Origin of the sequence: Flavobacterium sp. (assembly GCF_017985075.1) — a bacterium.
Classification (GTDB): Bacteria; Bacteroidota; Bacteroidia; order Flavobacteriales; family Flavobacteriaceae; genus Flavobacterium.
This window is the reverse complement of the sequence record NZ_JAGNYF010000050.1, coordinates 1-13,853: the sequence shown is the minus strand read 5'-3', so window position 1 is coordinate 13,853 and position 13,853 is coordinate 1. Positions and strand designations below refer to the sequence as shown.

Here is a 13,853-nt window from a genome sequence, read left to right as displayed (position 1 = left end):
AAATAATTATAATCCGAAGAACGTAAGAAACCATATCCGTCTGGCATCATTTCTAAAACGCCTTCACTTTCAATGATTCCATCAAATTCAAAATCCGATTCTCTAAAGTTTTTATTTCCGTTGTTTTTAGCAAACTTCGGATTGTTGTTCTTTTTGAAATTGGGATTGGTATTGTTTTTTTCTTGCTCTGTAGTTTCAGATTTTATTTCTTCAGTTGTATTTTCTGAATTGTTTTCAACGACTTCTTTAGGTTGTTGGCTGTACGATTCAGATTTTTTTTCTGCATCTAAATCAAAAGAAGCAGCTTCTTTCTCTTTATTTGTAGGCTTTACAACCACTTTTTTTATTCGAGCTCGTTGTGTTTTTGCTTCATTATCTGAAGTTTCGTTAGTGTTTGTTTCCTCAACTGCTTCTTCAGTAACTTTAGATACAGGAGTTGATTTTTTAACTGGCTTAGAAACTGGAGGCTGTGCTTCAGAGGTATTTTGTAAATCTAATATTTGAGTAATTAATTCGTCTTTTTTTAAAGTTTTGAATTTTTGAATATTAGCTACTTTGGCAATTTCTTGCAAATCAAGGAGTTTCATCCCTTTTAGTGTAGATGTGTCAAACATAAATGTTGATTGATTTTTTTAATCTTAATTTAATAAAAAAACTGTGATGAGATTTTTTTGCTTTTTTAAAGTATCGTATATGAAGTACTTACGATTATTTGATGCAATAATACGAATATTTTATTATAAAACAATAGTTTTTTAAAAAAAGAAAACTTATTTTTGTTCTTATAAAAATTAAAAATGTTACAAAGAATTCAAACGATATATTTGTTACTGTGTATGCTGATTTCAGGTGTGCTTCCTTTTTTTATTAAAATTTGGACAACTGAAAGTAAATTAGACGTATACGCGAATTCCAATACAATATATATAGGATTGTTTTTGATTTCTGCAATTTTAGCAGTTCTAAGTATTTTTAGTTTCAAGAAAAGACAAAACCAGTTTGTGTTAAACAGACTGAATATGATATTAAACTTTATTATAATAGGATTATTAGTATATCATTCACTAAGTCTATCTGGAGAAGCGAAAGTTTCTGAGAAGGGTATTGGGATGCTTCTACCAATTTTTTCTATCGTTTTTCTTGCTTTGGCTAACAAAGCAATTAAAAGGGACGAAGATCTCGTAAAATCTGTGGACAGAATACGATAAACCTATCATCTTAGCTTATTAGTGCGTAGAAAATCCGTTTTGAGAAATCCAAGCGGATTTTCGTTTTATATGAGTTTTGTTTCGAGTGACTCAGATTACTTATTTATTGTTGGCTTCGAGTGCCTCAGCCAACAATGTAGTAGTTTTGAATAAATAACTTGGTAACCGTAAATTAATATCCTGGTAGCTGAGGCTCTCGAAGCTACTTATCTCCTATTTCAATAACCTCTAAACTCTGAATCTTATCGCCATCAATTTCAAATCGTAGCATCGTTCTTTTTTGATGAAATCCTGAAATACCTGCTGCACCTGGATTCATATACAAACAATTGAGTTTTTTATCGAACATAACTTTTAAAATATGTGAATGACCGCAAATAAATAACTTTGGTGGATTTTGAGTAATTTCCTCTCGAATAGCAGGACTATATTTTCCGGGATACCCTCCAATGTGGGTAATCAATACATCCACACCTTCACATATAAATCGATTATTTAATGGAAACTCCAAACGGGCTTCATGATTGTCAATATTTCCAAAAACTGCTCGTAAAGGTTTTAGCTTTTTGATGGTATCCGTAACTTTTAAATCGCCAATATCTCCAGCGTGCCATACTTCATCAGCTAATTTTACATATTTTAAAATCGTATCGTCAATATGACTGTGCGTGTCAGAAAGGAGTAATATTTTTTTCATTTAATAAGAGTTTCTATGTTACAGAGTAACTAAGTTGCAAAGTTGACAAAAAAATATAGTTTATTGTTTATTTTTAAGAAAACATTGAATATAATAATTCAAATTCTTAGTAACTTTGCAACTCAGAAACTTAGAAACTTAAATATAATTGAGATACTTCATTGAATTTGCATATAACGGAAAAAAATATTTTGGGTTTCAAATACAACCGAATGCCATTTCAATACAAGAAACTTTAGATACCTCCTTATCTTTAGTACTTCGTGATAAAATTGAAATTGTTGGTGCAGGACGAACCGATTCTGGGGTGCATGCCAAGCAAATGTTCGCCCATTTTGATACAGAAATTGAATTTGATATTCCTACTACCATTCAAAAACTAAATTCTTTTTTACCAAAAGATATTGCCATTTTTAATATTATTGAAGTGCAACCTGATGCGCATGCTCGATTTGATGCCACGAGTAGAACATACGAATATTACATTACTACATTTAAAGACGTTTTTAATGCTGATGGCAGTTGGAAAGTACATCATAATTTAGATTTAAATTTGATGAATGAAGCCTGCAAAATTCTATTTGAATATATTGATTTTGAATGTTTTTCTAAAATTCATACCGATGTGAAGACCTTTAATTGTAAAATATCAGAAGCACATTGGCAACAAAACGGAAATCAAATTATTTTTACCATTACCGCAGATCGATTTTTACGAAATATGGTAAGAGCCATAGTAGGAACTTTAATAAATGTAGGTATTCATAAAACATCTTTATCCGATTTTAGAACTATTATTGAAAGCAAAAACCGAAATAATGCTGGTTTTTCTGTCCCTGCACACGGATTGTATTTAACAAAAGTAAAATATCCGTATATTTAGCCTTCAAAAAACTATAAGCCAAATGAGCGTTTTAAAATCATCCTCTTTTAAAAAATTAATGCAATATGCCATTCCTTTTAAAAGCAAACTTTTTTCAGTTGCTTTTTGGGCAATATTTTTGGCCATTGTTGCGGGCTTACGACCTTTATTGTTAAATATTACAATTGATAAATATTTTGTAAATGCCAGTAAAGAAACCAATGTTATTCAGGATTATTTTTTAAACCTAATTAGTAATATATTACTCGAAGGAAATGCTACATACAATATAAAAGTATTAGTAGCCATTATGTTTATCATTCTTTTATTAGAAGTTGTAGCGCAATACTTTTTTGTATTCACTTCCAGCTGGCTTGGTCAAGATATTGTAAAAGTCATTCGAGAAAAATTATTTGCACATTTAGCCAGTTTCAAAATTAAATATTACGATAACGAACCTGTTGGAAAGTTAATTACGCGTTGTGTATCGGATATTGAAAACATTGCAAGTATATTTAGTCAAGGTTTGTTTATGATTATTAGCGATGTCTTAAAAATGCTAATCGTACTGATTTTTATGTTAGTAATCAATTGGAAAATTACTTGTATTGTATTGTTAATTATGCCAGTAATTCTAATCGCCACGAATATTTTTAATAAAAAAATGAAAGTCGCTTTTAACGAAGTACGAAATGAAGTGGCCAACTTAAACACATTCATTCAAGAACGATTAACTGGAATGAAAATCGTACAATTATTCAATCGTGAAAAAATTGAATTAGAAAAATTTAAGGAAATCAATCACAAACACAACAAAGCTTGGTTAAAAAACATTTTATACAATAGTATTTTCTTTCCAATTGCCGATATTGTTTCCAGTATTACATTAGGATTAGTTGTATATTTTGGTGCTATATTTATTATAAATGGCGACACCAATACCAGCGTAGGACAACTTATTTCTTTTAATATGTATATTGCTATGCTATACACGCCGTTACGCCAAATTGCTGATAAATTTAATGTGATGCAAATGGGAATTGTGGCAGCTGACCGAGTTTTTGAAATTTTAGAATCGAATTCAGAAGTGCAAGACAACGGAACAATTGATGCGGATACATTTAAAGGAAACATACTTTTTGATAATGTGCGATTTGGTTATTTAAAAGATGAAGAAATTTTAAAAGGCATACATTTAGAAGTAAAAGCTGGTGAAACAATTGCTATTGTTGGAGCCACTGGTGCTGGTAAAACAACAATTATTAATTTGCTAAATCGTTTTTACGAAATCGATTCTGGAAAAATTTTAATTGACAACATTAACATTAATGAATATACGCTTGATAGCTTAAGAAATGAAATTGCAATGGTATTACAAGATGTATTTTTATTTGCAGATTCCATTTACAATAACATCACCTTATTCAACACTTCCATTCAACGTGAACAAGTTTATGAAGCGGCTAAAAAAATTGGCATTCACGATTTCTTAATGTCGTTACCAAACGAATACGATTATGATGTAAAAGAACGTGGCGTAATGTTATCGTCTGGACAGCGTCAATTAATTGCTTTTTTACGAGCGTATATTAGCAATCCAAGTATACTCATTTTAGATGAAGCCACTTCATCAATAGATTCTCATTCTGAAGAATTAATACAAAAAGCAACCCAAACCTTAACACACGGAAGAACGTCTATTATTATTGCACATCGTTTGGCAACTATTGTAAATGCGGATACGATTTTAGTAATGGATAAAGGAATAATTGTAGAAAAAGGAAAACATAAAGAATTATTACAAATTGAAAACGGATTTTATAAAAAGTTATACGAAGCCCAATTTGAAAAATCAGAAAATAGAGAATAGAAGATAGACTTTTGCCTTACGCCTTTTCCCTTATGCCTTTTACCTTACACCTTTTCCCTAATACCTAATGTCTTTTCCCTATTTACTAAAAAAATACATAAAAAATAAATAAATATTTACTAATTTCGCAACAAGAAAATTAAGATACAAAACACAAAAAAAATGAAATACGATATTATAGTTTTAGGAAGTGGTCCTGGTGGATATGTTACAGCAATTAGAGCCTCTCAATTAGGATTTAAAGTTGCCGTTATTGAAAAAGAAAATTTAGGTGGTGTATGTTTAAATTGGGGGTGTATTCCAACAAAAGCCTTACTAAAATCGGCTCAAGTTTTCGATTATTTAAAACACGCTGCCGACTACGGATTAAAAGTAGATAACGTAGATAAAGATTTCAACGCCGTGGTTGCCCGTTCACGTAATGTGGCAGGTGGAATGAGCAAAGGTGTTCAGTTTTTAATGAAAAAAAATAAAATTGATGTTATTGATGGTTTTGGAAAAGTAAAACCAGGAAAGAAAATTGATGTCACTGCCGCTGATGGAAAGGTTACAGAATATTCAGCAGATAACATTATTATTGCAACAGGTGCACGTTCTCGTGAATTACCAAACCTACCACAAGATGGTGTAAAAGTTATTGGATACAGACAAGCAATGACATTACCAACGCAACCAAAATCTATGATTATTGTTGGCTCTGGAGCAATAGGTGTGGAATTTGCACATTTTTATAACGCAATGGGAACGCAAGTTACTATTGTAGAATTTATGCCAAATATTGTTCCTGTTGAAGACGAAGACATTTCAAAACAAATGGAACGCTCTATGAAAAAAGCAGGTGTTTCTATTATGACAAACTCATCTGTAGAAAAAATAGACACTTCAGGAAAAGGCGTAAAAGCAACTGTAAAAACAGCTAAAGGCGAAGAAATTTTAGAGGCTGATATTTTACTTTCTGCAGTTGGTATCAAAACAAATATTGAAAATATTGGTTTAGAAGATGTAGGAATTGCTACTGACAGAGATAAAATTTTAGTAAACGATTTCTATCAAACTAATGTTCCTGGATATTACGCGATTGGAGATATTACTCCTGGTCAGGCTTTAGCACACGTGGCGTCTGCAGAAGGAATTTTATGTGTAGAAAAAATTGCAGGTTTACACGTTGAACCATTAGATTACGGAAACATACCTGGTTGTACCTATGCTACTCCAGAAATTGCTTCAGTTGGTTTAACAGAAAAAGCAGCTAAAGAAAAAGGATATGATATTAAAGTAGGAAAATTCCCGTTCTCAGCATCTGGAAAAGCTACTGCTGCAGGAACTACAGACGGATTTGTAAAAGTAATTTTCGATGCCAAATACGGAGAATGGTTAGGATGCCATATGATTGGTGCAGGAGTTACTGATATGATTGCAGAAGCAGTTGTAGCAAGAAAACTTGAAACTACAGGACACGAAATATTAAAAACCGTACACCCACACCCTACTATGAGTGAGGCCGTTATGGAAGCAGTTGCTGCTGCTTATGATGAAGTGATTCATATTTAATCCTATATGTCTTGCTGAACTTGTTTCAGCATCTAAATAAAAAAAACCGTCACGTTTAAAACTTGACGGTTTTTTTATGTCAATTTCTTATATTTACAAGAAAAAAATATGAAAAAGTTACTGCTCTGCCTACTTCTAATTTCTTATAGTTCATTTAGTCAAACTGAATATAGTTTTGATTATTTACTTCATTATAATTATACAAACCATATTGATTCTATTAAAAGTGAAGCCGTATATTATTTAACTAATTCTAAAGACAATAGTTATTTAGCAAGAATTACAAAAATGGATAGCTTGAACTTAAATTTTCAATTTTTAAAACATGATAGAATTTTTACGGACTTAGTTATTTCTGAAAAGAATTTTCAAATGGCTGAATTTATTGGTGTTGAGTGTAAAAATGTAAAACCAAGCACAAATCCATATAAATATAAAATTAAATATTACGATTATATAAAACTTGAAACATCGGATACCTTAGAGAAGTATGAAATAATTTGTACACGTTCTGAAAAGTTTAGAAAAAAAATTAAAATAGGGAAATATGTATTAAAATTTAATACTACAATGCCATATCATTTACCAAACTTATTTTTCTCAACTCTATACGAGGAATGGAATAAAGAAAGAGATTTACCTAATTATTTTTTAAGTGAGATATCTTTTTTTAATTTCGAAAATAAATTAATTACTTCAGAAGAATTTATAGAATTTACTAAAATTGATTAAAAAATAAAAATCATTACAGATGAGTGTGGTGACTTTTACTTAGATAAAATTTTAAAAATTAAATAACTTATTTATTATATTAAACCTGACAGGTTTTTAAAACCTGTCAGGTTTAATTTATTTTACTAAATCCCAGCAATTACTTTTAACTCCTTTACAAAACGTTCGGCTAAAACATCGGCTTCATTTTGCGTTGGTGCTTCTGTATAAATTCTGATAATGGGTTCTGTATTCGATTTTCTTAAATGTACCCACTCTGTAGCAAAATCAATTTTCACCCCATCTATAGTACTAATTTGCTCGTTTTTATAAGTCGTAGTTAACGCTTCTAAAATGGCATCTACGTCTATTTGTGGCGTCAATTCAATTTTGTTTTTACTCATATAATATTGCGGATAGCTGGCACGTAATTCGGCAACCGTTTTATCTTGACCTGCCAAATACGTTAAAAATAAAGCCACACCAATCAAACTATCTCTTCCGTAATGTAATTCTGGATATATAATTCCGCCATTTCCTTCACCTCCAATTATGGCGTTGGTTTTTTTCATTAATTCAACAACATTCACTTCGCCAACGGCACTGGCTTGGTAACTTCCATTATGCTTTTCTGTAATATCTCGCAATGCACGAGACGAGCTCATATTAGAAACTGTATTTCCAGGTGTTTTACTCAATACATAATCGGCAACAGCCACTAACGTATATTCTTCTCCAAACATTTCACCATCATTTGAAATAAATGCCAAACGATCTACATCTGGGTCTACTACAATTCCAAAATCGGCTTTTTCATCTAAAACAAGCTTACATATATCCGTTAAATGCTCTTTTAAAGGTTCTGGATTGTGAGGAAAATGTCCGTTTGGTTCGCAATATAATTTCACCACTTCCACGCCCATTTGTTCTAATAAATTAGGAATGACAATACCTCCAGAAGAATTGACACCATCTACTACAACTTTATATTTCTTAGTCTTCACCAAATCCGCATCTACTAAAGGTAATTCCAATACTTCATCAATATGAATATCCATATAAGAATCGTTAGTCGTAACTTCTCCTAAACTATCAACATCTACAAAATCAAACGCTTCTGCATCAGCAATTTCTAAAATTTTAGCACCTTCTGCCCCACTTAAAAATTCGCCTTTGGCATTTAATAACTTTAAGGCATTCCATTGTTTCGGATTGTGAGAAGCCGTTAAAATAATACCACCATCCGCTTGTTCCATTGGCACGGCAACTTCTACTGTAGGTGTTGTTGAAAGACCTAAATCGATAACATCAATTCCTAATCCTAAAAGGGTGTTTTGCACTAAATTATGAATCATAGGTCCAGAAATACGCGCATCACGACCAATTACAACTTTAAGTCTTCTATCTGTAACGGTAGATGTGTTTTTTAAAAATGTACCATATGCCGAAGCAAATTTTACCGCATCAACAGGCGTTAAGTTATCGCCTACTTTCCCACCAATGGTACCTCTAATTCCTGAAATTGATTTTATTAATGTCATTATTTAATGTTTATAAAGTTTAAAAGGGTTATTTGTTGAAAAGTAAACCCCGCATAAAATACAAAGATAAATCTTCAACATAAGATAACAATAAAACATTCAAAGAATTTTATATATTTACGAAAGAAATCGCAACTAACATTTTTTGTAACACAGATATTTCTTTTTAACCGAATACCCAAACAAACAACTCAACCACAAACTTGAACTATCTCGCACACATATACCTTTCCGATGAAGATAATTTCATTAAAATTGGCAATTTTATGGCCGATGCTATTAAAGGAAATTCATATGAGTCGTATCCTGTAGGTATTCAAATTGGGGTGAAACTGCACCGTTTTATTGATAGTTTTACAGATTCACACGAAATATATCGAAAAAGCAAACATCGATTACATCAGAAATTCGGACATTATTCGGGTGTGATAATGGATATTGTTTACGATCATTTTTTAGCAAAAAACTGGCAGCAATTTTCTGACATACCTCTTGAACAGTATGCCGATGATTTTTATAACCTACTACAAAAGGAATATGCAATTTTAACCCCAAAAACGCAAAATGCATTACCTTATATGGTAAAAACCAATTGGTTGGTGTGTTATCAATCATTAGAAGGGTTAGAATTAATTTTATTTCAAATGGATTATCGCACTAAAAACCGAGTAAATATGCCCGCTGCGATGGAAGACATTCAAGCGTTTTATAAAGAAATTGAACACGAATTTTTAACGTTTTTTACAGCATTACAACATCAAACTAAATTAGAATTAGATACATTAAGAAATGAGTTTTGTTACTACAATTAAGCAACAGTTTGAAGCCAACGAAAATGTGGCCTACGGAAAAAAGCAAAGTGATTATTTAAAGAATAATTTTTCTTTTTATGGCATTCAAACCCAAGCCAGACGTGATATTCTAAAAAAGTGTACTTCTATTTATAAAGATGAAATTAAAACAAATTTTAGAGCCATTTGTTGGCAATTGTATCAATTTCCACATCGAGAAATGCATCACGCTGCCATTGATATTTTCATCAAAGAAATCAAGAACAACTATCAAATTGAAGATATACTTTTAATTGAAAAACTTATTACTACAAACTCCTGGTGGGACAGTGTAGACACATTAGCAAAATACGCTGTGGGTGGCTATTTAGATACGTTTCCAGAAAAAAAATATGAAATTATCGAAGCATTTTCCAATGCTGATAATATGTGGCTCAACCGAACGGCAATTATTTTTCAATTGGGCTATAAGAAAAATACAAATTTTGAGTTATTATGTTCCGAATGTGAAAAACACAAACAGTCTACTGAATTTTTCATTCAAAAAGCTATTGGTTGGGCATTACGCGAATACGGTTCTGTAAATCCAACAGCGGTTTTAAATTATGTAAACAGCACCAATTTAAAACCTTTAAGCAAAAAAGAAGCGATAAGAAAAATCATATAATTTGGAATTTTCAGCGTAAAAAAGTGCCAACTATTTTAAAAAATTAGCGTATTTTAGCCATTCTAAATAAAAAACACTTGTGTTAAAGCGAATACAAAAAATAGCGCATTTTTTTGAAAACTATTTTTCTAAACTGAAGTCGGTTTTAGAACCGCGTCAGTTTTTATACATTTCAAGTGTTTTAGTAGGATTATCAGCGGCTTTGGCGGTAATTGTATTAAAAACATTTGCCCACAACGTATTTATATTTTCACAATATCTAAACACAAAACTACATTTACCTTACAGTAAAAGTACCTTACCTATTATTGGAATTTTACTAACGGTTTTTGTAATTAAAAATTTCTTAAACGGAAACATCCAAAAAGGAACGTCTCAAATTATGTATGCGGTTGCCAAAAAGCGCAGCGTAATGCCTGGTAAGCAAATGTATGCCCAAATTATTACCAGTTCGTTAACTGTGGGTATGGGTGGAAGCGCAGGATTGGAGTCGCCAATTACCATTACTGGTGCAGCTTTTGGAAGTAATTATGCTTTAAAATACCGATTAAGTTATAAAGACAGAACCTTACTTTTAGCCTGTGGTGTCGCTGCCGGAATTGCTGCTGCCTTTAACGCGCCAATTGCAGGCGTTTTGTTTGCTATTGAAGTAGTTTTAGCAGAAATTAGTATTACGGCTTTTACGCCTTTAATAATTAGTGCTGCAACCGGATCCATTGTTTCGATGTTATTATTAAATGAAGATGCGTTATTTAGTTTCAAATCGATACAAGATTTTGATTCTAAAAACATTCCTTTTTATATTATTTTAGGAATTTTATCTGGATTTGTTTCCATTCATTACGCCAGAAACTTCAGAAAAGTGGAACATTTTTTCGCTACACGAAGTAAAAACACCTACCGAAAAGCCTTGTTTGGGGCCTTAATTTTAGGAATCTTAATTTTTATATTTCCCAGTTTATTTGGTGAAGGATACGAAGGTATAAAACTCTTAGCGGCCAACCAGCCTGAAAAATTATTAGAAAATACCCTTGTAGAAAAATTTGATTCCAACAAATGGATTATTTTTGGTTTCATTACCTTAACTTTATTATTTAAAGTTTTTGCTACCGGAATTACTTTAGGTGCGGGTGGTAATGGTGGTAACTTTGCACCTTCCCTATTTGTAGGTTCGTATTTAGGCTTTTCAACAGCGTATTTTTTCAATATGTTGAAAATTACAAATTTGCCTATTAGTAATTTCACATTGGTAGGAATGTCGGGGGTGTTGAGTGGTTTGTTTCATTCGCCATTGACTGCGATATTTTTGATTGCCGAAATTACGGGTGGCTATAGTTTAATGGTGCCTTTAATGTTGGTGTCTTCTATAAGTTTTGCTATTTCAAAACACTTTGAACCGTACTCGTTTGACATTAAAAATCTTGCCGATAAAGGCGACGTTTTCACAGATGATAAAGACAAAAATATATTACAATCTATTGATGTTAAAAAACTGATTAACAATCATTTTACACCCGTAACCGAATCTAAAACTTTAGAAGCGTTAATTGAAAAAATAGCCACTTCAGACGATGTTATTTTTCCTGTTTTAAATGACGACAACAAACTAATGGGTTTAATTTATTTAGATGATATTCGTCCGATTATATTTTCTGCGTTTAAAGTAAAATTTACGTCTATTACCGAAGTATTACAACCGGTAAAAGAAAAAGACATTGTAGATTTTGAAGATCCTATTGAAAGCATAATGAATAAATTTGAAAGCACCCACCAAGCCATATTACCTGTAGTGCAAGATAAAGTATTTATTGGTTTCCTATCCAAAGCTGATATTTTAGAAAAATACCGTGAACAATTGAAAGAATTGGTTATTGAGTAAACCAAGTTTTCTAGAATATTAAAATAATTTATTATATTTGGTTTAAATATAACTGAAGTTTGTTAGATATATAATACAAGTTAGTGCTAATTCGCCTGCAAAACCTAAAAATAAATGGAAGTTAATAGAAATTTAAAAAAAATCTTTAAAATTATAGCGGTAATTGTAATTGCTTACTTTTTAATATTACCATTTTTAAATTGGTTTATTGGTTATCACGGTTATGAAAAAGAAAAAATTAGACGAAACTCTTGGGGCGATATTCAAGAATCGAAAACAAGAGGAGCTTTTGTTAAAAAATTAAATTTTATTTATAATGTTAAATCGGACTCAGCCAATGTTGACTCTTTGAATATTTTTATTGAAAAAGGATATAAATTTGGCTATTTTAGTGCCAACGAAACCGATTTTAAATTAGATAAAACAAACTTTCCATTCCAAATTTCCCACACAGAAAGAACTAATCATAATTTAGTTGTATATAATTTTACAAATTTAAAAGACCTAGATTCAATTGGAGAAAATGGAATTATATATTTGAAGAACCCGACGTTTAAAGATACTTTATTTATGACTGTAGAAAGTTTTAGATTAGATAAAGGAAATGCCAAATGGGATTCAATTGGATATGTAAAAGTTTTTGAAAAGAAAAACTACCGTTAACAAACGCTACAAGCTAGGCTTATTTTGAAATTGGTTTGGTATAAGGAAGATTTGGCAAATGCGAATAATGGGCTTAATTTAGTCCCAAACTACTTGTAGCGCGAGAACGCTAGCAGCAATGTTTGGACGAAAGCTGTGAAATAGAACAAAATAATATAATTAGATGTGTGTATTAAAAGTATATAGTGATGATAATTCTTTTAAATCGTTTGCGACAACAACAAACATTTTTGTTTATAGCACTTATGAAAAAGGCGACTACAAAAATGAGATTAAGAAAATTGTTCGTGAAGATTATGGAATATCGTTTAATGTATCAGACAGAGAATGGGACGATTTGAAAGGTCAAATAGAAGACACAATTCTTTTTTTGGAAAAGCATTTTAAAGAATTAGAAATCCTTTTATCTACACATAAAATAAGTGATGCTTATTTAGATTTCCCAATATATTCTCGATTAGATGAAAATATAGTTAATCAAAATGACCATTTACCAAAAGAACTTATTGTTTTGGCTGGAAAATTATCTCTCGGAATTGAAATGGCAATTTATTCTAAAGAAGCGTTTGAGTAGAAAATACAACACTGCTGCTAACGGCCCTATCAAGCAATTGCGAATTTCTTAATAAATTAACGTTTAAATTTCGCAATTAAAACCCCTCACTAAACATACATTTCTTCGGTATTCCTTCGGTACTTGTTCGGTAAATAGGTGTTTTTACCGAAGCGACTCCGAACAAAACCCGAACAAAACCCGAACAAAACCTCTAAAAATAAACAATAAAAAAAGCGACAGTGATGTCGCTTTTTTAATTTATACTCTAACAATATTTGCACCAAGTGCTCGTAATCGTTCATCTATTCTTTCGTAACCTCTATCAATTTGTTCGATATTTTGGATGGTACTGGTTCCTTTTGCAGAAAGTGCCGCAATTAATAACGAAATCCCGGCTCTAATATCTGGAGAACTCATTACAGTAGCTTTCAATTGCGATTCGAAATTATGTCCCATAACCACAGCTCTGTGTGGGTCGCATAACATAATTTTCGCACCCATATCTATTAATTTATCCACAAAGAACAAACGGCTTTCAAACATTTTTTGATGAATTAACACGTCTCCTTTTGCTTGTGTAGCGACTACTAAAATAATACTTAGTAAATCAGGTGTAAATCCTGGCCAAGGCGCATCCGAAACCGTTAATATAGACCCGTCAATATCGGTTTTAATTTCGTACCCGTCTTTGTGAGCAGGAATATAAATGTCGTCTCCTTTTTGTTCTAACGTAATTCCAAGTTTTCTAAATACATTCGGAATTTGTCCTAAGTTATCCCAACTTACATCTTTAATTGTAATTTCACTTTTTGTCATAGCCGCTAAGCCAATCCAAGAGCCAATTTCAATCATATCTG

Annotated in this window: 13 protein-coding genes and 1 pseudogene; 10 read left to right on the top strand and 4 right to left on the bottom strand. The window is 31.5% G+C overall.

Annotated features, from left to right (window positions below; all coding sequences use genetic code 11):
* On the bottom strand, positions 1-614 hold a 614-nt coding region (locus KA468_RS08815; protein ID WP_291242577.1), incomplete at its 3' end, for a Rho termination factor N-terminal domain-containing protein.
* A gap of 183 nt (positions 615-797) precedes the next feature.
* Between KA468_RS08815 and KA468_RS08810 the strand changes: the two genes are divergently transcribed.
* Positions 798-1,208 (top strand): DUF4293 domain-containing protein, encoded by a 411-nt coding sequence (locus KA468_RS08810; protein ID WP_291242576.1) that lies wholly within the window; start codon positions 798-800, stop codon positions 1,206-1,208.
* Between the two features lie 202 nt (positions 1,209-1,410).
* Here the strand turns inward: KA468_RS08810 and KA468_RS08805 are convergent, their stop codons facing one another.
* Positions 1,411-1,905 carry a metallophosphoesterase family protein gene (locus tag KA468_RS08805; RefSeq protein WP_291242575.1) on the bottom strand — a complete coding sequence of 165 codons (495 nt, stop codon included), beginning with the start codon at positions 1,903-1,905 and terminating at the stop codon, positions 1,411-1,413.
* A gap of 148 nt (positions 1,906-2,053) precedes the next feature.
* Here KA468_RS08805 and truA point away from each other — a divergent pair, with 148 nt between their 5' ends.
* The 4 genes from truA (at position 2,054) to KA468_RS08785 (ending at position 6,920) form a co-directional block, all read left to right on the top strand.
* The gene (truA, locus tag KA468_RS08800) at positions 2,054-2,788 is read left to right on the top strand and encodes a tRNA pseudouridine(38-40) synthase TruA (RefSeq protein ID WP_291242574.1); all 735 of its coding nucleotides are present in this window, start codon (positions 2,054-2,056) and stop codon (positions 2,786-2,788) included.
* A 22-nt stretch (positions 2,789-2,810) separates the two neighbouring features.
* Positions 2,811-4,637: an ABC transporter ATP-binding protein gene (locus tag KA468_RS08795; RefSeq protein ID WP_291242573.1), complete on the top strand. Its 1,827-nt coding sequence runs from the start codon at positions 2,811-2,813 to the stop codon at positions 4,635-4,637.
* Between the two features lie 162 nt (positions 4,638-4,799).
* Complete coding sequence (gene lpdA / locus KA468_RS08790) at positions 4,800-6,188, top strand: dihydrolipoyl dehydrogenase (protein ID WP_291242572.1); 1,389 nt, start codon at positions 4,800-4,802, stop codon at positions 6,186-6,188.
* Between the two features lie 108 nt (positions 6,189-6,296).
* Complete coding sequence (locus KA468_RS08785; RefSeq protein WP_291242571.1) at positions 6,297-6,920, top strand: hypothetical protein; 624 nt, start codon at positions 6,297-6,299, stop codon at positions 6,918-6,920.
* Between the two features lie 125 nt (positions 6,921-7,045).
* Here KA468_RS08785 and glmM read toward each other — a convergent pair whose 3' ends face one another.
* Entirely contained in the window at positions 7,046-8,440 is a 1,395-nt protein-coding gene (glmM, locus tag KA468_RS08780; RefSeq protein ID WP_291242570.1) for a phosphoglucosamine mutase, read from the bottom strand.
* 203 nt (positions 8,441-8,643) lie between these two features.
* On the opposite strand from glmM, the gene KA468_RS08775 reads away from it, so the two are divergent.
* The 5 genes from KA468_RS08775 to KA468_RS08755 all read left to right on the top strand — a co-directional run bounded on the left by KA468_RS08775 (position 8,644) and on the right by KA468_RS08755 (position 13,014).
* Complete coding sequence (locus KA468_RS08775; RefSeq protein WP_291242569.1) at positions 8,644-9,252, top strand: acyl carrier protein phosphodiesterase; 609 nt, start codon at positions 8,644-8,646, stop codon at positions 9,250-9,252.
* Positions 9,230-9,898, top strand: a complete 669-nt coding sequence (locus tag KA468_RS08770) for a DNA alkylation repair protein (RefSeq protein WP_291242568.1) — start codon at positions 9,230-9,232, stop codon at positions 9,896-9,898. Before KA468_RS08775 ends, KA468_RS08770 begins: the two co-directional genes overlap by 23 nt.
* A gap of 79 nt (positions 9,899-9,977) precedes the next feature.
* Positions 9,978-11,777 (top strand): chloride channel protein, encoded by a 1,800-nt coding sequence (locus KA468_RS08765; protein ID WP_291242567.1) that lies wholly within the window; start codon positions 9,978-9,980, stop codon positions 11,775-11,777.
* Between the two features lie 114 nt (positions 11,778-11,891).
* Positions 11,892-12,440 carry a hypothetical protein gene (locus KA468_RS08760; RefSeq protein ID WP_291242566.1) on the top strand — a complete coding sequence of 183 codons (549 nt, stop codon included), beginning with the start codon at positions 11,892-11,894 and terminating at the stop codon, positions 12,438-12,440.
* A 163-nt stretch (positions 12,441-12,603) separates the two neighbouring features.
* The gene (locus KA468_RS08755; protein WP_291242565.1) at positions 12,604-13,014 is read left to right on the top strand and encodes a hypothetical protein; all 411 of its coding nucleotides are present in this window, start codon (positions 12,604-12,606) and stop codon (positions 13,012-13,014) included.
* 240 nt (positions 13,015-13,254) lie between these two features.
* Here KA468_RS08755 and KA468_RS08750 read toward each other — a convergent pair.
* Positions 13,255-13,853: pseudogene (locus KA468_RS08750) on the bottom strand (UDP-N-acetylglucosamine 1-carboxyvinyltransferase); the annotation flags it as partial.